This is a genomic window from Staphylococcus sp. HMSC036D05 (assembly GCF_001836225.1).
GTDB lineage: Bacteria > Bacillota > Bacilli > Staphylococcales > Staphylococcaceae > Staphylococcus > Staphylococcus caprae.
The window spans coordinates 1,049,543-1,067,739 of record NZ_KV827781.1 but is presented as its reverse complement, the minus strand read 5'-3'; the positions used below and the strand labels follow the sequence as shown (position 1 = coordinate 1,067,739).

Sequence of the window (18,197 nt, the reverse complement as noted above, 5' to 3'; positions counted from 1 at the left end):
ATTTACTTCGCTTCCTTTGGTCGGTAGACAACATAACTTGTAGGAGTTTCGCGTAAATATACTTGTACACATTGAGGTTGGTTATCACGGTCACTTAAATAATCTTGTACCATATTATAAATCGTTTGTGCGACGATTTCTGTAGAAGGACTTTTTCCTTTAAAAGGTGTTAAGTCATTCAACAAGTAATGGTCAAATTGATCATGTATTAACTTTTTCAAATCACTAAAATTCACTAAAAAACCATTATGATCCAACGTATCTCCTGCAATTGTTATATTAACGAAATACGTATGGCCATGCGTTCTCATGCATTTACCAGCATCTTCACTTGGAATGTAATGTGCTGCAGAAAAGTTGAAATCTTTATTTAATTCAAATTGATAGGGATGTGTGACACTTGGATAAATTTGTTGCATCATTCTATTCAGCTCCTTTACTTTCGAGGTAATGATGTAAACCACGGGCTCTTAATTTACAAGCAGGACACTCGCCACAACCATCACCAATGATACCGTTGTAGCATGTCAGTGTATTGTAACGAATATAGTCTAATACACCTAATTCGTCACTTAATTCCCAAGTCTGGGCTTTATCCAACCACATCAGTGGTGTATGGATGACAAAATCTTTATCCATCGATAGGCTAAGCGTAACATTCATAGATTTTACGAAGCTATCTCTACAATCTGGATATCCTGAGAAGTCAGTTTCACAAACGCCAGTAATGATGTGTTTTGCGTTGATTTGATAGGCTAATGCACCTGCAAAGGATAAGAATAATAAATTGCGTGCTGGGACAAATGTATTTGGGATACCGTCTTCATTTTCTTCAATGTCTAAATCATGTTGTGTAAGTGCATTGGGTGTGAGTTGAGATAATAATGACATGTCTAAAATGTGATGTTTTAAACCTTGCTCGTTGGCAATTTTTTTCGCTACTTCAATTTCGGTGTCATGTCTTTGACCATAATTAAATGTAACGAGTTCAACTTCTTTAAAATGTTTCTTAGCATAAAACAAACATGTCGTACTATCTTGGCCGCCACTAAATACGACAATTGCTTTATCTTTGTTTAAGTCACTTTCAGTCATTAGTATAGCTCCTTATCGTTATTAATTTTGTGCATAAAAAAAGTCTATCTCTATAAAAAAGATAGACGTGAAGATGTAAGGACACATATCATTTTAATGTTATAACTAAAAGTATATGTATACTCGCATTCATAGTAGTAGAATACTTGTCTAGTTTTTTATAGAGGGTTTCTGCTAGGAACCTCTTTTTATTTATTTTTGTACGCAAAATAGAATAAACGATATACTATATAAAATCAAGTCACGTTCTGTGATAATAGAGTGACAAAAGTAAAAATGATTAAAATTTAACTACGGAGCACATTTATGATAGTAATGATAGATAACCATGATTCATTTACATATAATTTAATAGATTATCTTACAGTCCAAACAACTGATGATGTTCAGGTCATATCCGTTGATCAAGTCACGATACCAATGCTTAAACAATTAGACCCTCAGGCAATTGTTATTTCTCCTGGGCCTGGTCGTCCAAGTGATTATCCCATACTTGCAACCATACTCACGGAATATTATCGAGATGTGCCTATATTAGGGGTATGTTTGGGCTTTCAAGTCATCGTTGAACACTTTGGCGGGCAAATTATACATAATGATAAACCAGTTCACGGTCATACCACAACGTTGCATCATTCAAATGAAGGAATCTTTAAGGACCTTCCTTTGTACTTTAATGTAATGCGATACCATTCGCTTATGGCCGATCCATTACAAATACCTCATTCACTAAAGGTTACTGCTTATAATAATGAAGGAATTGTTATGGCCGTACAGCACCGCGATTTTCATGTTTATGGTGTTCAATATCATCCAGAATCTATATTAAGTGAGTATGGACACGAACAGCTTAAGTTATTTTTAAATGAGGCAGGCGTTCAATATGCATATTGAATTCAATTATCGATATTACGAAGATGAGAATCAATCTAAAGATTATCATTTAATTATGGAAGAATGTTTAGACTCTGCAATTGCTTATCACCTTGATGAAGTGGGAGAGGTTGTTAATTTTGCGGAAAATGAACAACAAAAAGGGCGTTATGTGGCATTATATATGACGTACGAAGCGGCACCTTATTTTAATGATAAAATGAGCGTCAATATAATAGAAGAAAATCAAATATTGGCAGTGGCTTATTCATTTAAAGATGTTCGGCATAAAAAAGAAAATGCTAGTGCAAGTCACAACAGAAAATTAAATTCCACAAAACAAAAGCATCATTTTAAATTTCATGAAAGTGATGATGTTATGATGAGAAAAATTAAATTAATACAACAAGCAATTGTAGAAGGGCACACCTATCAAGTGAATTATACGACACGTTTGTATTCGGCCATTCATTTTCCTATAACAGCATTATATGACAAACTAACAGCACATCAGAATGGACACTACACAGCTTTATTAGATACACCAGAGATACAAGTGGCTTCGATTTCACCAGAGTTATTCTTCCAAAAAGGAGATTTCAAAGAGCATGACAATGTCATCTTAAGTAAACCGATGAAAGGCACGATGCCAAGAGGTCGGTCAATCGAGGAAGATGAACAGTTATACTACGCTTTGAAGCATTCAGCAAAGGATAGAGCTGAAAATGTCATGATAGTAGATTTACTTCGAAATGATATTACTCGAATTTCGCAAAGTGGCACGATAAACGTTGATCAACCATTTATGATTGAATGTTATGATACCGTATTTCAAATGACGAGTATGGTGAGCGGTCAATTAAAGCCACAGACAAATTTAGTCGATATCATGCGCGCACTATTTCCATGTGGTTCTATCACTGGTGCGCCTAAATTAAGTACCATGAAGTATATTCAACAGTTGGAAACATCGCCTCGATCAATTTATTGTGGCACGATTGGTGTGTTGTTGCCAGATGGCCGTATGATATTTAATATTCCTATACGTACAATTGAATATAGAAATCAAGAGGCGATTTATGGGGTGGGCGCTGGTATTACCATTGATTCTATCCCTGAAAATGAAGTGCAAGAATTTCACGATAAAACTAAGATTTTGGAGAATTTATAAGATGCAATTATTTGAAACGATGAGACTTGAAAATGGTGATATCCCAAGATTAGATTATCATTTTAAAAGAATTCAAAAGTCTAGTGCAGATTTAAAATTTAATTTAAATACTCAAAAATGGCATGAATTAATACAATTGATAAGAGAAATATATCCAAAAGGCGAATATCGGTTAAAAGTAACTTTGGAGCGCGATGGACACTTAGATTATATTGTTGCACCTTTACCGGAAAAGACACTATTCACTGCGCGTTTAGTTCAAAGAACGCATCACGTTAATCAGAAATATTTAGTGAATAAAACTTCAGAACGGCATTATTTAGAACATAATCATGAAACAGATTTAATTCTATTATATGATGAAACAGGAAAAATATTAGAATTCGATATTGGCAATATTATGATAGGTGAGGGGAATGACTTATACACTCCAACTTATCATCAGGACATTTTACTTGGATGTATGAGACAATCTCTTCTTGATCAAGGTAGAATGATAGAGAAAGATATTTATGTTGATGATTTAAAAAAGAAGATTCAAGCAAATCAAATTAATCTCTATTTAATCAATAGTTTACGAGAGGTTGCCGATGTCAAAATTTATATATAAAATTAGAATGAAAGATAATTTTAATAATTAAAAAGAGGTAGCCTATGGCATTATTATGGTTCGTTATATTGGTAGTGCTGGTAAGTCTAAATAAATATATTATACAAAAGTTGATGGCGAAACAGAGACACCTAAGTGCAAGAATGACTGCCACTATAACTTGCCTTTGTGCGTGTGTATTGGTTTATCTTTTAATAAAATCACTGATGCCACATGTCATTGATTTAATGAATGTGTTTTATCATCACTAATATGTATGAGGTGGAAATATGAAAGTATACAGTCAAGGCGATCAAGCCATTGTTGTATCTATAGAAAAAGATGTATCTCAAAAACTTACAGAAGATTTAATAGCGCTTAGATCATACTTAATTGATAAAGCATATCCATTTATTACTGAAATTGTACCTACCGAGTCTGATTTAATGATTTGTTATGATGCGAGAGATATGATTAAACATCACAATATACAATCACCATTTCTATATATGAAGGCTTTAATTGATTCTGTGCAATTAGAAATTAAACACAACGATGAAGCCCAACAACAATTAGAAGTGCCTATTGTTTATGGAGATGAGTTTGGACCCGATTTACCTGAATTATTGAAATACCTTAAACTTAAATTATCCGATTTTATCCAGTTACATACTGGCGAACAATATTTTGTTTCAATGATGGGATATTCTCCTGGATTTCCTTATTTAACAGGAATGCATAAAAAATTACACGTGAATCACACAAGTAAACAGAAAAAGTTTATTCCTGCTGGTTCTGTGATTATTGAAGGGAAAAAATGTGGCATCGTTACAACTGATACATACAACGATTGGTTAGTGATTGGTTATACGCCACTTCAGTTATTCTTTCCTGACCGTGAAGACTTCACATTATTAAAATTAGGAGATAATGTAAAGTTCGTTGCGAAAGAGAAAAATGAAATAGAGCTAGGAGATTTTAAATATGTCGATCATAATAGAAAATAGTGGTCTATTCAGTAGCTTTCAAGATTTTGGGAGAAATGGTTATGAGCATGATGGTGTAATCCCAGGTGGTGCGCTCGACGATTTAGCACATGAGATTGCAAATCGACTTGTAGCAAATGATAAGAATGAAGCTACACTTGAGATGACGCATAAAATGGCTGAAATTCGTTTCACTGAACCTGCACTTATTGCTTTGACAGGTGGAAACTTTAAAGCCGAAACACAAAACATCACAATCTATCCTAATAAATTATATCTTATAGAAGAAGGTGAAGTACTCAAATTTAGAGAAACAAGTCGTACTTCACGAGTTTATTTAGCTGTTGGTGGGGGTTTCAAGTTAGATAACTGGCTCAATTCTACTTCGACTGATTTTAATGTGAAAATTGGTGGTTTCAAAGGAAGAAAGCTTGAAAAAGGCGATGAGATTGAACTTAAACGAGCATATTCAAAGCGACATAAAAAGTTATTTGAAAATTTAGCTGAAACACGTACGACTGATTGGGGAATAGATGGATATGCATTATCCTTCAATTATATGTCAGATGTCTTCCATATTATTAAGAATAAAGGCACAGAAGACTTTAAAAAAGATGTAATTAATCGTTTTACTCTATCCGAATATAAAGTGTCGAGTAAGACCAATCGTGTAGGGATGTTGTTAGACGGCCAAAAAATTAAAGCTTATTACGACGATATGCCAGCGCATCAGTCTGTAAAAAAGGGAACAGTGCAAGTTAAAAGAGATGGTACGCCCATTGTGTTATTGAATGATCACTATACATTGGGCAGTTACCCACAAATTGGAACCATCGCAAGCTATCATTTAACGAAGTTAGCTCAAAAGCCACAAGGTTCAAAACTGAAATTCCAATTTATAGATATTGAAACCGCAGAAAAGAATTTAGTTAAATACAGTAATTGGTTAAATCAACTATTTCATGGTATAGAATATCGCATGCAGTTGGAAATGATGAAATAAAGCGCGCATGGTTTAAACAAAATTTATTGATCACTAATAATATGCTAGTCCTAAAGTATGATGAAATGATAAACATTAATCATTATAATTAGATATTGTTTTTATAAAGAAACTAAGCAAGTTGTTTAAGGGTATAGACTCCCTTGAACTTTAAAATTACACTTTTATATCATGTTTTTGCTTGATATTTGTGTGACATTACTATATATTTATAAATTGAACTATGTATTATTATTACAATTTGGTTACAAACTTCATTATTTCTTAATAATAAGTTAACAACCTTAAAGTATAAGTGAGTTCACTCGTGTAGTGTTACTCGCTTACATTGTTGTGTTAAAAGGTTAAATAACCTAATGAACGATGATGATCACAAATAAAACTGAGCCAATGGAACATAAAATTTTGTAAAACAACCAATAAAAATTGAATTGTCCGAAAGCGACAATATATCATTTTGATAATTAAATAATCATCTCAAAGTGACGTATCAAGTTTTGTAATTAATTTTTATCTAAAAACTTTGAAACTTTTTATTTAATTACATGACATTGGGATAAATGTTCAAAATGATTTATTACTATTAACGGAGGAAACAAACATGAGTTTACCCAAAAAGAAAATTAGTCTTTTTGCGTTTTTCTTATTAACGGTATTCACCGTTACCTTAAAGACGTATTTTTCATATTATGTTGATTTTTCTTTAGGTGTTAAGGGGCTAGTACAAAACTTAATATTACTTATGAATCCTTACAGTTTAATCGCACTTACATTGAGTGTGCTATTATTCTTCAAAGGTAAGAAAGCTTTCTGGTTCATTTTTATTGGAGGATTTCTATTAACATTTTTACTTTATGCGAATGTAGTGTACTTCCGATTCTTCTCAGATTTTTTAACTTTCAGTACACTGAACCAAGCTGGTAACGTTGAGTCAATGGGTGGCGCTGTAGGTGCTTCGTTTAAATGGTATGACTTTGTTTATTTCATTGACACAATTATCTACCTTATTATTTTAATTTTTAAACGTAATTGGTTAGATACTAGAGCATTTAGTAAGAAATTTGTTCCAGTTGTTATGGCTGCATCAGTAGCTTTATTCTTCTTAAATTTAGCATTTGCTGAAACAGATAGACCAGAATTATTAACAAGAACGTTTGACCATAAATATCTTGTTAAATATTTAGGACCATACAACTTCACTGTTTATGACGGTGTAAAAACAATCGAAAATAATCAACAAAAAGCGCTTGCATCAGAAGATGATTTAACAAAAGTACTTAATTACACGAAACAAAAGCGTACTGAGCCAAATAAAGAATATTATGGTGTAGCGAAAAAGAAAAATATCATTAAAATTCACTTAGAAAGTTTCCAAACTTTCCTAATCAATAAAAAGGTAAATGGTAAAGAAGTCACACCATTCTTGAATAAATTATCAAGTGGTAAGAAAGACTTTACTTATTTCCCTAACTTCTTCCATCAAACTGGACAAGGTAAAACATCAGACGCCGAGTTTACAATGGATAATAGTATGTATGGATTACCACAAGGTTCTGCATACTCACTAAAAGGCGATAACACTTACCAATCGTTACCAGCCATTTTAGACCAAAAGCAAGGTTACACATCTAATGTTATGCACGGTGACTATAAAACATTCTGGAACCGTGATCAGGTCTATAAACACTTTGGTATTGATAAATTCTACGATGCAACATATTACGATATGTCTGACGATAATATTGTTAACCTTGGTCTTAAAGATAAACCATTCTTTAAAGCATCAGCGGATTATCAATCTAAGATGAAACAACCGTTCTACTCACATATGATTACATTAACAAATCACTATCCATTTACATTGGATGAGAAAGATGCTTCAATCGATAAACCTAATACAGGTGATGCAACAGTAGACGGTTATATTCAAACGGCACACTACCTTGACCAAGCATTAGAAGAGTACATTACTGATCTTAAGAAAAAAGGTCTTTATGACAAGTCAGTAATTATGATTTATGGTGACCACTACGGTATCTCTGAAAATCATAACAACGCAATGGAAAAATTATTAGGTGAAAAAATCACTCCAGCTAAATTCACAGACTTGAACCGTACTGGTTTCTGGTTGAAAATACCTGGTAAACCAGGTGGCGTGAATAAAGAATATGCTGGTCAAATGGATGTAATGCCGACAGTACTACATTTATTAGGTATTGATAGTAAGAATTACTTAATGTTTGGTACAGACATGTTCTCAAAACAACATAATGATGTTGTTCCATTTAGAAATGGAGATTTCATTACCAAAGATTATAAATACGTAAATGGTAAGATTTACTCTAATAAAGACAATGAATTACTCACTAAGAAACCTAAGGACTTCGACAAGAATAAGAAACAGGTTGAAAAAGATCTTGAAATGAGTGACAGTGTTCTTAACGGTGACTTGTTCAGATTCTATAAAAACCCTGACTTCAAGAAAGTAAACCCATCTAAGTATGAATACAAAGCAGGTCCTAAAGGTAACGAGAAAAAATAATAATCTAACATCAATCTGGATTGAGTCGCTTAACTAAGTTTACTCAATCCAGATTTTTCCTTTCTACACAAAAGAGGACTATCAGATCCTTCGCTATTCGCGAAACATGTTATCTGATAGTCCTCTTTTTTATATAAGCGATTTGCAATCAATGCAATATAGCAAGAATGAATCATAACCACTTAACCAAGTGCAACATCAAGAATCATCATAATCGTAAATCCAAACATGAGGCTCATTGTAGCTAAATCTGTATTGTTACCAGATTGAGAATCTGGAATAAGTTCTTCCACAACAACGAAAATCATTGCACCTGCAGCAAAGGCTAATGCATAAGGTAAAACAGGATTGACCACTAAAATAGCCGCAGCACCAATTGTTGCAAAGATAGGTTCAACAATCGCCGAAGCTTGTCCGTAATTAAACGATTTCCAGCGAGATGCACCCGCAGCTCTAATTGGCATAGAGAGTGCTGCACCTTCTGGAATATTTTGGATACCGATACCGATGGCAAGTCCAATGGCACCTAGAAATGTAGCTTGACCATTTCCTGATGCAACGCCACCAAAGGCGACCCCAATAGATAATCCTTCAGGAATGTTATGAAGCGTGATTGCTAAAACAAGCAATGCATTTTTACTGAGAGAGGTTTTAACACCTTCTCGTTGTTGGTTTTTATCCTGAGCATTTTGATGAATATGAGGAATCACATAATCTAATACTCGTATAAATATGCCTCCAAGTACAAAGCCAATAGCAGCTGGAAGCCATGGTAATGAACTTCCTTTACTTGATTCGATTGCTGGTTGTAATAATGACCAAAAACTTGCTGCAATCATAATTCCGGCTGCAAAACCCTGCATAGAATTTAAAACTTTGTCATTTACTTTCTTAAACACAAACACAGCTGCAGCTCCAAGTGCTGTAAGTAACCATGTGATGATACCAGCTATGAGTGCTTGAATGTAAGGAGGCAAGTTTTCGAAGATTTGTGCCATAAGTAGGTCTCCTTGTATCATTTAAGCTTAAAAAGGTGTATAATATATAGAACTGAATTAAGCTTAACAAAATTATTTTAAAAATTCGATAGTTGACAAAATTCGATATTTGAAAAGGAAGATAAGCATGGAAGCATACAAAATTGAACATTTAAATAAATCCTATGCAGACAAAGTGATATTCGATAATTTGAACTTATCCATTTCTGAACACGAGAGAATTGGACTTGTTGGCATCAATGGAACAGGTAAGAGTACATTGCTCAAAGTCATTGGTGGATTAGATGAAGATTTTACTGCGGATATTACACATCCCAACCATTATCGAATTCGTTATTCTTCTCAGAAGCAAGATTTAGATGGGGAATTGACTGTGTTTGAAGCGGTATTAAGTTCAGATACGCCAACTTTACGAGTGATTAAAGACTATGAGAAAGCTGTGAATGCTTACGCAATCGACCAAAGTGAAGCACAATTCAATGCGATGATGAAAGCTCAAGAAGCCATGGACCAAAGCGATGCGTGGGATTATAATGCTGAAATTAAAACGATATTATCTAAATTAGGTATTAATGATACGACTAAATATGTTCGAGAACTATCAGGTGGACAACAAAAGCGAGTAGTTCTTGCCAAGACATTGATTGAACAGCCTGATTTATTATTACTAGACGAACCGACTAACCATTTAGATTTTGAATCGATTAACTGGCTAATTAATTATGTGAAACAATACCCGCATACAGTTTTATTTGTAACTCACGATCGTTACTTTTTAAATGAAGTATCGACAAGAATTATTGAATTGGATAGAGGTAAGTTAACAGCATATCCAGGTAACTACGAGGATTACATAGCAATGCGTGCTGAAAATGAAGTGATTGAACAAAAACAACAAGAAAAACAAAAATCACTATATAAGAAAGAACTAGCATGGATGCGCGCAGGCGTTAAAGCTAGAACTACAAAGCAACAAGCACGTATCAACCGATTCAATAATCTTGAAAGTGAAGTAAAAGGTCAGCATACTCAAGATAAAGGTGAATTGAATCTCGCGTATTCTAGATTAGGTAAACAAGTTTATGAATTAGAGCATGTGACGAAATCAATCAATGATAAAGTGCTATTTAAAGACATTACGGAAATTATACAGAGTGGACAACGTATAGGTGTTGTAGGGCCAAACGGCGCAGGTAAAACGACACTACTTAATATCTTAAGCAACGAAGATCACGACTTTGAAGGTGTATTAAAGATAGGTCAAACAGTAAAAGTTGCCTATTTTAAACAAACGGAAGAAACACTGGATCGTGATATACGAATGATTGATTATCTTCGTGAAGAAAGTGAAGTGGCTAAGGAGAAAGATGGCACTTCAATTTCAATCACACAACTATTAGAGCGCTTTTTATTCCCAAGTTCAACACACGGTAAGAAAATTTATAAACTTTCAGGTGGCGAACAAAAAAGGCTCTATTTATTAAGATTGTTAGTCCATAAACCTAATGTACTTTTATTAGATGAGCCTACAAATGACCTAGATACTGAAACGTTAACAATATTAGAAGATTATATTGACGATTTCGGTGGTTCAGTTATTACTGTAAGTCACGACCGTTATTTCTTGAATAAAGTTGCACAAGAATATTGGTATATTCATGACGGTTACATGGAAAAAATTATAGGCACATTTGAAGATTATGAAAAGTATAAAAAAGAACAAGAACGTCAGGCTGCATTAGCTAAACAATCAGCACAACAGTCAAAGCAAAAAACACAAGTAAGAAAGAAAACAGGGCTTTCTTATAAAGAGAAATTAGAATACGAAACATTAATGACACGTATTGATGAAACGGAAACAAGATTAGAAGAAATTGATGAAGAAATGGTAGCAGCAAGTGCTGACTATGCAAAGATTAAAGAATTAAATGAAGAAAAAGAACAGCTTGAACAAACATATGAAACAGACATCACGAGATGGAGTGAACTTGAAGAAATAAAAGAACAATAAGGGGACTGTAATCATGCAAGAAACTTTATCGCATTATTTTGGTTACGAAACATTTAGGCCAGGACAAAAGGAGATTATAACCAAAATATTAGACCATCGTAATACACTCGGAGTACTTCCAACCGGTGGCGGTAAATCAATATGTTATCAAGTACCTGGACTCATGCTTGGTGGTACAACTATAGTCATTAGTCCACTTATTTCATTAATGAAAGACCAAGTTGATCAGCTTAAAGCAATGGGGATTGAAGCTGCATACTTGAATAGTAGTCTAACTCAGAAGCAACAAAAAGATATTGAAGATAAACTTAAGCAGGGTGACATTCAATTTTTATATGTTGCACCAGAGCGATTTGAGAACACATTCTTCTTAAATTTACTTAGAAAGATTGATATTCATCTTATTGCTTTTGATGAAGCACACTGTATTTCAAAATGGGGACATGATTTTAGACCAAGTTATCAAAGTGTGATTCATAAAGTATTCACTTTACCTCAAGATTTCACGATAGTAGCCTTAACAGCTACTGCTACTGCTGAAGTTCAACAGGATATTATGGAAAAGTTAAATATCGGCAAGTATGATGAAATTAAGACAAGTACGAAACGCCGTAATTTAATTTTCAAAGTGAATCCAACCTACCAACGTCAAAAATTTGTTGTCGACTATGTCACTAGCCATGATGGACAAGCTGGGATTATTTATTGTTCTACACGTAAACAGGTAGAGGAACTTAATGAAGCATTAGAAAATGAAAAAGTTAAAAGTACAATTTATCACGCAGGTTTAACGAATAAAGAGCGTGAGGCTACACAAAATGATTTCTTATACGATCGTGTGGATGTTGTTGTAGCAACGAATGCGTTTGGTATGGGGATTGATAAATCAAATGTGAGATACGTGATTCATTATAATATGCCTGGAGATATTGAATCATATTATCAAGAAGCGGGACGTGCTGGTCGTGATGGATTGAAGAGTGAATGTATCCTTCTTTTTAGTGAACGTGATAAGGGATTACATGAATATTTTATTACAGTTTCTCAAGCAGATGATGATTATAAAGATAAAATGGGCGAAAAACTCACAAAGATGATTCAATATACGAAAACTAAGAAATGCTTAGAAGCTACGATTGTCCATTATTTTGAACCAAATGAAAAGTTAGAAGAATGCGAACAATGTAGTAATTGCGTGCAAGAAAATAAAACATATAACATGACACGTGAAGCTAAAATGATTATTAGTTGTATTGCAAGAATGAAACAACAAGAAAGCTACAGTGTGATAATTCAAGTTTTAAGAGGCGAAATCACAGATTACATTAAATACAATGATTATGATCAACTCACAACACATGGTTTAATGAAAGATTATACAACTTCAGAATTAGCGCATCTAATTGATGAATTACGATTTAAAGGTTATCTTAACGAAAATGATGAAATACTCATCTGCGATAACTCTGTGAAAAAGCTACTTAACGATAGTACAAAAGTTTATACCACACCATTTAAACAAAAGAGTAAAGAAAAAGTATACATCAATACTGTTGAAGGCGTAGACCGAGCACTCTATGGTGAACTTGTAGCAGTGCGTAAACAGTTAAGTGATAAATTAGGCATTGCACCGGTTAGTATCTTCTCAGACTATACGCTTGAAGAGTTTGCGAAACGTAAACCCGAATCTAAACAGGAAATGATTTCTATCGATGGTGTAGGAAGTTATAAACTAAAACATTACTGCCCTAAATTTTTAGAAAAAATCCAAACCTATAAAACAAGTATTTAAAATGACGATAAAGTAAAATAAATGAACGTTTTATCAACTTATCAACGGCTAGATCTAATATATTTTAGATTCAGTCGTTGTTTTTTATTAGAGCGACTTTTAGAAACAGAAATGAACCATCTAATTTTTCACTAAAATTTGGGACTTTCCATTTGTGTTTTTATACTATTTTCAATATGTGTAGAAGATTTAGAATCTTTAATAATATAATTCACGTTAAAATGTTATTTTTTAATTAAAAGTGATTTAATAGGGAATATAGTTTAAAATTGTCTACTTTTTGTAGGACGAATGAAGGTGAAATTGTGATTGAATTTAAGAATGTTACGAAACGATATGGAGATAATATTGCAGTAGATAATGTGAGTTTTAACATAGAAGAAGGGGAATTTTTTGTATTAATTGGACCATCAGGTTGCGGAAAAACAACTACACTCAAAATGATTAATCGATTAATCCCATTAAGTGAAGGGTACATCTATTTTAAAGAGAAACCAATCAGCGATTATCCAGTTTATGAAATGCGTTGGGATATTGGTTATGTACTCCAACAAATTGCATTATTCCCACATATGACTATTAAAGAGAATATTGCTCAAGTTCCTCAGATGAAAAAATGGAAAGATAAGGATATTGAACAACGCGTCGATGAATTATTAAGTATGGTTAATTTAGAACCTGAGAAATTCAAAAATAGAAAGCCAGACGAATTATCAGGCGGTCAACGTCAACGTGTAGGTGTTGTGCGTGCATTAGCAGCTGACCCACCTGTAATTATTATGGATGAGCCTTTTAGTGCACTAGACCCTATTAGTAGAGAGAATCTACAGGATGATTTAATTGACTTACAAACAAAAATTAAAAAGACGATTGTTTTCGTGACACATGATATTCAAGAAGCAATGAAGTTGGGAGATAGAATCTGTTTGTTGAATAATGGTCATGTTGAACAAATTGATACACCACAAGGTTTTAAAGACCATCCGCAGAGTGAGTTTGTTAAACAATTTATGGGTAGTCACCTTGAACAACAGAATGGTGATTCACTTGCGCAAATTCAAATTAAAGATTTAAATGTTCACCGTTCGCTTAATGAAATGTCTGCTACTTCCAACTACCCTGAAGTAAATGAAAGTCAGAATATCGAAAGTATTTATCATTTATTAGCACAAAATGATGGTGTGATTATTTTAAATAGTGACAATCAAGCGCAGTACTTATTAAAACGTGAAGACATTTTCAATTATTTATCGGAAAGAAAGGAGCGTATCACGCATGCATGAATTTCTAAGCACGTTAAGTGATAGAAAAGGACAACTCCTTTCTACGATTATTGAACATATTCAAATATCTTTTATCGCATTACTTATTGCAACAATTATTGCGGTACCTCTAGGAATACTTTTAACAAAAACTAAAAAACTATCAGAAATCGTGATGAATATTGCTGCGGTGCTCCAAACTATACCTTCATTAGCATTATTAGGATTGATGATTCCTATATTTGGAATCGGACGTGTACCTGCAATCATCGCGTTAGTCGTTTATGCATTATTACCAATATTGCGGAATACATATACTGGTATTAAAGAGGTTGATCCGTCATTAGTCGAAGCGGCTAAAGGTATTGGTATGAAACCATTCAGAAGACTGACTAAGGTAGAATTACCTATAGCGATGCCGGTCATCATGGCAGGTATTCGCACTGCAATGGTATTAATTATTGGTACTGCTACGTTAGCAGCTTTAATTGGTGCTGGTGGTTTAGGGGACCTCATTCTATTAGGTATTGATCGTAATGATAGTTCGCTTATTTTAATTGGTGCGATTCCAGCAGCTTTATTAGCTATCATTTTCGATTTAATTCTTAGATATATGGAAAAGCTTTCTTACAAAAAACTATTAATCACACTAGGTGCGATTGTGTTAGTGATTCTATTAGCAATTGTGATTCCATTATTCGCGCAAAAGGGTGACAAAATTACCCTCGCAGGTAAACTCGGTTCAGAACCTTCAGTGATTACTAACATGTACAAAATTCTAATAGAAGAGGAAACAGATGATACTGTGGATGTTAAAGATGGAATGGGGAAAACATCGTTCCTATTCAATGCATTGAAATCTGATGATATCGATGGTTATCTCGAGTTTACTGGAACAGTTCTTGGAGAATTGACAAAAGAAGATTTAAAATCTAAAAAAGAGCCAGCCGTTTATAATCAAGCGAAAACAAGCTTAGAGAAAAAGTATAAGATGACAATGTTAAAACCAATGAAGTATAACAACACATATGCGTTAGCAGTGAAGCGTGACTTTGCTAAGAAAAATAATATTAAAACAATTGGCGATTTACAAAAAGTTGAAGATAAGCTTAAACCAGGGTTCACTCTAGAGTTTAATGATAGACCAGATGGCTTTAAAGCAGTGAAAAAAGCCTATGATCTCAACATTTCAAATGTGAAAACAATGGAACCTAAATTACGTTATACTGCTGTTGAAAAAGGCGACATTAACTTAATCGACGCTTATTCAACAGATGCTGAATTAAAACAATATGACATGGTTGTATTGAAAGATGATAAACATGTATTCCCACCATATCAAGGTGCACCAATGTTTAAAGAGAAATTCCTTAAAGAACATCCAGAAATTAAGAAACCGCTCAATCAATTAGCTGGTAAAATTACGGATGAACAAATGCAAGAAATGAATTATAAAGTAACTGTTAAAAAAGAAGATCCTTATAAAGTGGCAAAAGCTTACTTAAAAAAAGAAGGGCTTGTTAAATAATCAATTTGAAATTCCTGGCATTGAATTGTCAGGAATTTTATTTATAAATAGGTTGAATGTCATTGATTTTAAATTACTCCATTGTATATAATGGGTATTAAGTTTTTTAAAATTTCAGTCAATTCAAGGGGAGAATTCGATTATGAAGAAACAATTAGAGCAACTATCAGCTTATGAACCTGGACTTTCTCCAGAAGCATTGAAAAACAAATACGGCATTGAAGGGGAGCTATTTAAATTAGCGTCTAATGAAAATTTATACGGTCCTACGCCTAAAGTGAAAGAAGCAATTAAACAGCACCTAGACGAATTATATTATTATCCTGAGTCAGGCTCACCAGGTCTTAGAAAGGCATTGAGTGAGCATTTAAATGTTGATGAATCACGTATTCTTTTTGGAGCAGGTTTAGATGAAGTGATATTAATGATTTCAAGAGCAGTGTTAACTCCAGGTGATAAAATCGTGACAAGTGAAGCTACGTTCGGTCAATACTATCATAACGCTATTGTTGAATCCGCAGATGTAGTACAAGTTCCGCTTAAAGATGGTGGATTTGATTTAGAGGGAATTTTACAAAGCATTGATGAACATACTGCATTAGTGTGGCTATGTAATCCAAATAATCCAACTGGTACATATTTTAATCACGAAACCTTATTCCATTTCCTAGAACGTGTTCCGAGTCATATCCCAGTGTTAATTGACGAGGCTTACGTTGAATTTGTAACTGCTAAAGACTTTCCTGATACATTAAAGTTGCAGGAAACATTTGATAATGCGTTTTTATTGCGCACATTTTCTAAAGCATATGGACTTGCAGGCTTAAGAGTAGGGTACGTGGTAGCTTCTGCAGACGCTATTGAAAAGTGGAACATCATTAGACCACCATTCAATGTGACTAGACTTTCAGAGTACGCAGCTATTGCTGCTTTAGAAGACCAAGCGTATTTGAATGAAATTACTCAAAAATATGCCGAAGAACGCGAGAAATTCTATGCAATCCCTCAAAGTGAACACTTTTTACCAAGTCAAACTAATTTTATCTTTGTGAAAACGACGAATAGTAAGGCGCTATATGATGAATTGTTAGAAGTAGGGTGTATTACACGTCCATTTCCTACTGGAGTAAGAATTACTATCGGTTTCCCTGAACAAAATCAAAAAATGATAGAAGTACTTCAAAACTTTAATTATTAGAAGAATTAAACTTTACTATTTATTTTAAAACGAAGTAGTATAGTCAAATTAGAGGCATATTTTAGACTGTTAACTCTGTAAAAAAGCATTTTCACATTGAGATAAAAATACATTATATGTGAATCCATTCAAATAATATCAATACTGCGTATTGCTTAGCTCCCTTGCCGCGGGCATGGCTTGGGAGTGATACAGAATTCTAGAATTTAAGAATTCGTATTATCACCCCCGCAAGGATGATTAGATGTTGAGCCTACATTAGCTCAACATCAATCAGCTACTGCGTAGCCTGTCTTTTAAAAAATCAACTGACTTACAAGTAGTCTCAAGACGCATGCTATTCCTGCAGGCGTGTCGCTATCAATACTACGTTAAGCAAATTCGAATACTCGGTTAATAAGGGTTTTCTATCAGTCTAATTCATTATTTCCTTTATAAACATTTTCTGAATTTGTTATTTCTGTGCTTAGCTTTAATTTTTGCTATACTAATATCTAAATTGAATTTTTATTATCAATAGGGAGTGCAAATGGAATGACGCGAGAAAAAATTGCGATAGATATGGATGAAGTCTTAGCTGATACACTAGGTGAAATCATTGATGCAGTAAATGAACGAGCTAATCTAGGGATTACTATCGAGGCTCTAAAAGGTAAAAAATTAAAACACATGATGCCTGAACATGAAGGATTGGTAACTGAAGTATTAAGAGAACCGGGCTTCTTTAGACGTTTAAAAGTGATGCCACATGCTCAAGAAGTAGTTAAGAAATTAAACGAGCATTATGATATTTATATTGCTACAGCAGCAATGGACGTCCCAACATCATTTCATGACAAATATGAATGGCTTTTAGAATTTTTCCCATTTTTAAATCCTCAACATTTTGTATTTTGTGGTAGAAAAAATATTGTCAATGCCGATTATCTCATCGACGATAACCCTAGACAACTTGAAATCTTTGAAGGTAAACCCGTTATGTTTACAGCATCTCATAATATTAATGATCATAGATTTGATCGAGTAAGCGGTTGGAGAGACGTAGAGAATTATTTCCTAGGAAATTAAGTAGGGACATTCAATGTGATATACGACACCCTTATAGAGCTTGGAATATCGTTCCAAAAATAATAGCAGTAAGATGATTTC

Annotated in this window: 16 protein-coding genes and 1 riboswitch; of the genes, 13 read left to right on the top strand and 3 right to left on the bottom strand. The window is 33.7% G+C overall.

Annotated elements, in window-relative coordinates; translation table 11 throughout:
• Positions 1-2: 2 nt before the first annotated feature.
• Positions 3-422, bottom strand: coding sequence for a 6-carboxytetrahydropterin synthase QueD (queD, locus tag HMPREF2580_RS09670; protein ID WP_070832412.1), 420 nt, complete (start codon positions 420-422; stop codon positions 3-5).
• A 1-nt stretch (position 423) separates the two neighbouring features.
• Entirely contained in the window at positions 424-1,095 is a 672-nt protein-coding gene (queC, locus tag HMPREF2580_RS09665; protein WP_070832409.1) for a 7-cyano-7-deazaguanine synthase QueC, read from the bottom strand.
• Between the two features lie 144 nt (positions 1,096-1,239).
• Positions 1,240-1,286, bottom strand: a riboswitch (PreQ1 riboswitch).
• Positions 1,287-1,401: 115 nt separating this feature from the next.
• Between queC and HMPREF2580_RS09660 the strand changes: the two genes are divergently transcribed.
• The 7 genes from HMPREF2580_RS09660 (at position 1,402) to ltaS (ending at position 8,259) form a co-directional block, all read left to right on the top strand.
• On the top strand, positions 1,402-1,989 hold the full coding sequence (locus tag HMPREF2580_RS09660) for an anthranilate synthase component II (protein WP_070832405.1): 588 nt from the start codon (positions 1,402-1,404) through the stop codon (positions 1,987-1,989).
• On the top strand, positions 1,979-3,139 hold the full coding sequence (pabB, locus tag HMPREF2580_RS09655) for an aminodeoxychorismate synthase component I (RefSeq protein ID WP_070832401.1): 1,161 nt from the start codon (positions 1,979-1,981) through the stop codon (positions 3,137-3,139). Before HMPREF2580_RS09660 ends, pabB begins: the two co-directional genes overlap by 11 nt.
• Before the next feature lies 1 nt (position 3,140).
• Positions 3,141-3,749, top strand: a complete 609-nt coding sequence (locus tag HMPREF2580_RS09650) for an aminotransferase class IV (protein ID WP_070832398.1) — start codon at positions 3,141-3,143, stop codon at positions 3,747-3,749.
• Between the two features lie 44 nt (positions 3,750-3,793).
• Positions 3,794-4,000 carry a hypothetical protein gene (locus HMPREF2580_RS12565; protein ID WP_037541174.1) on the top strand — a complete coding sequence of 69 codons (207 nt, stop codon included), beginning with the start codon at positions 3,794-3,796 and terminating at the stop codon, positions 3,998-4,000.
• A gap of 18 nt (positions 4,001-4,018) precedes the next feature.
• Entirely contained in the window at positions 4,019-4,735 is a 717-nt protein-coding gene (locus HMPREF2580_RS09640) for a 5-oxoprolinase subunit B family protein (protein WP_070832394.1), read from the top strand.
• A complete protein-coding gene (locus tag HMPREF2580_RS09635; protein WP_070832391.1) occupies positions 4,713-5,717 on the top strand; it encodes a 5-oxoprolinase subunit C family protein in 1,005 nt (334 codons plus the stop codon). Before HMPREF2580_RS09640 ends, HMPREF2580_RS09635 begins: the two co-directional genes overlap by 23 nt.
• 601 nt (positions 5,718-6,318) lie before the next feature.
• The gene (ltaS, locus tag HMPREF2580_RS09630) at positions 6,319-8,259 is read left to right on the top strand and encodes a polyglycerol-phosphate lipoteichoic acid synthase LtaS (RefSeq protein WP_070832388.1); all 1,941 of its coding nucleotides are present in this window, start codon (positions 6,319-6,321) and stop codon (positions 8,257-8,259) included.
• A gap of 182 nt (positions 8,260-8,441) precedes the next feature.
• Here the strand turns inward: ltaS and HMPREF2580_RS09625 are convergent, their stop codons facing one another.
• Positions 8,442-9,257: a ZIP family metal transporter gene (locus HMPREF2580_RS09625; protein ID WP_070832385.1), complete on the bottom strand. Its 816-nt coding sequence runs from the start codon at positions 9,255-9,257 to the stop codon at positions 8,442-8,444.
• Positions 9,258-9,378: 121 nt separating this feature from the next.
• On the opposite strand from HMPREF2580_RS09625, the gene HMPREF2580_RS09620 reads away from it, so the two are divergent.
• The 6 genes from HMPREF2580_RS09620 (at position 9,379) to HMPREF2580_RS09595 (ending at position 18,116) form a co-directional block, all read left to right on the top strand.
• On the top strand, positions 9,379-11,268 hold the full coding sequence (locus HMPREF2580_RS09620) for an ABC-F family ATP-binding cassette domain-containing protein (protein WP_176747480.1): 1,890 nt from the start codon (positions 9,379-9,381) through the stop codon (positions 11,266-11,268).
• 10 nt (positions 11,269-11,278) lie between these two features.
• Positions 11,279-13,060 (top strand): DNA helicase RecQ, encoded by a 1,782-nt coding sequence (recQ, locus tag HMPREF2580_RS09615; RefSeq protein WP_141756876.1) that lies wholly within the window; start codon positions 11,279-11,281, stop codon positions 13,058-13,060.
• A 305-nt stretch (positions 13,061-13,365) separates the two neighbouring features.
• Positions 13,366-14,343: an ABC transporter ATP-binding protein gene (locus HMPREF2580_RS09610; protein WP_070832375.1), complete on the top strand. Its 978-nt coding sequence runs from the start codon at positions 13,366-13,368 to the stop codon at positions 14,341-14,343.
• The gene (locus HMPREF2580_RS09605) at positions 14,336-15,850 is read left to right on the top strand and encodes an ABC transporter permease/substrate-binding protein (protein ID WP_002441471.1); all 1,515 of its coding nucleotides are present in this window, start codon (positions 14,336-14,338) and stop codon (positions 15,848-15,850) included. Before HMPREF2580_RS09610 ends, HMPREF2580_RS09605 begins: the two co-directional genes overlap by 8 nt.
• 142 nt (positions 15,851-15,992) lie before the next feature.
• Positions 15,993-17,048: a histidinol-phosphate transaminase gene (gene hisC, locus HMPREF2580_RS09600; RefSeq protein WP_070832372.1), complete on the top strand. Its 1,056-nt coding sequence runs from the start codon at positions 15,993-15,995 to the stop codon at positions 17,046-17,048.
• 534 nt (positions 17,049-17,582) lie between these two features.
• Positions 17,583-18,116, top strand: coding sequence for a 5' nucleotidase, NT5C type (locus HMPREF2580_RS09595; RefSeq protein ID WP_070832369.1), 534 nt, complete (start codon positions 17,583-17,585; stop codon positions 18,114-18,116).
• Positions 18,117-18,197: the final 81 nt, after the last annotated feature.

What these genes read in the sequence shown, in the direction of transcription:
- queD (WP_070832412.1), bottom strand. Translation starts at nt 422, where the DNA reads ATGATGCAACAAATTTATCCAAGTGTCACACATCCCTATCAATTTGAA.
- HMPREF2580_RS09605 (WP_002441471.1), top strand. Translation starts at nt 14,336, where the DNA reads ATGCATGAATTTCTAAGCACGTTAAGTGATAGAAAAGGACAACTCCTT.
- HMPREF2580_RS12565 (WP_037541174.1), top strand. Translation starts at nt 3,794, where the DNA reads ATGGCATTATTATGGTTCGTTATATTGGTAGTGCTGGTAAGTCTAAAT.
- queC (WP_070832409.1), bottom strand. Translation starts at nt 1,095, where the DNA reads ATGACTGAAAGTGACTTAAACAAAGATAAAGCAATTGTCGTATTTAGT.
- HMPREF2580_RS09640 (WP_070832394.1), top strand. Translation starts at nt 4,019, where the DNA reads ATGAAAGTATACAGTCAAGGCGATCAAGCCATTGTTGTATCTATAGAA.
- HMPREF2580_RS09660 (WP_070832405.1), top strand. Translation starts at nt 1,402, where the DNA reads ATGATAGTAATGATAGATAACCATGATTCATTTACATATAATTTAATA.
- HMPREF2580_RS09635 (WP_070832391.1), top strand. Translation starts at nt 4,713, where the DNA reads ATGTCGATCATAATAGAAAATAGTGGTCTATTCAGTAGCTTTCAAGAT.
- pabB (WP_070832401.1), top strand. Translation starts at nt 1,979, where the DNA reads ATGCATATTGAATTCAATTATCGATATTACGAAGATGAGAATCAATCT.
- ltaS (WP_070832388.1), top strand. Translation starts at nt 6,319, where the DNA reads ATGAGTTTACCCAAAAAGAAAATTAGTCTTTTTGCGTTTTTCTTATTA.
- hisC (WP_070832372.1), top strand. Translation starts at nt 15,993, where the DNA reads ATGAAGAAACAATTAGAGCAACTATCAGCTTATGAACCTGGACTTTCT.
- HMPREF2580_RS09625 (WP_070832385.1), bottom strand. Translation starts at nt 9,257, where the DNA reads ATGGCACAAATCTTCGAAAACTTGCCTCCTTACATTCAAGCACTCATA.
- HMPREF2580_RS09650 (WP_070832398.1), top strand. Translation starts at nt 3,141, where the DNA reads ATGCAATTATTTGAAACGATGAGACTTGAAAATGGTGATATCCCAAGA.
- HMPREF2580_RS09595 (WP_070832369.1), top strand. Translation starts at nt 17,583, where the DNA reads ATGACGCGAGAAAAAATTGCGATAGATATGGATGAAGTCTTAGCTGAT.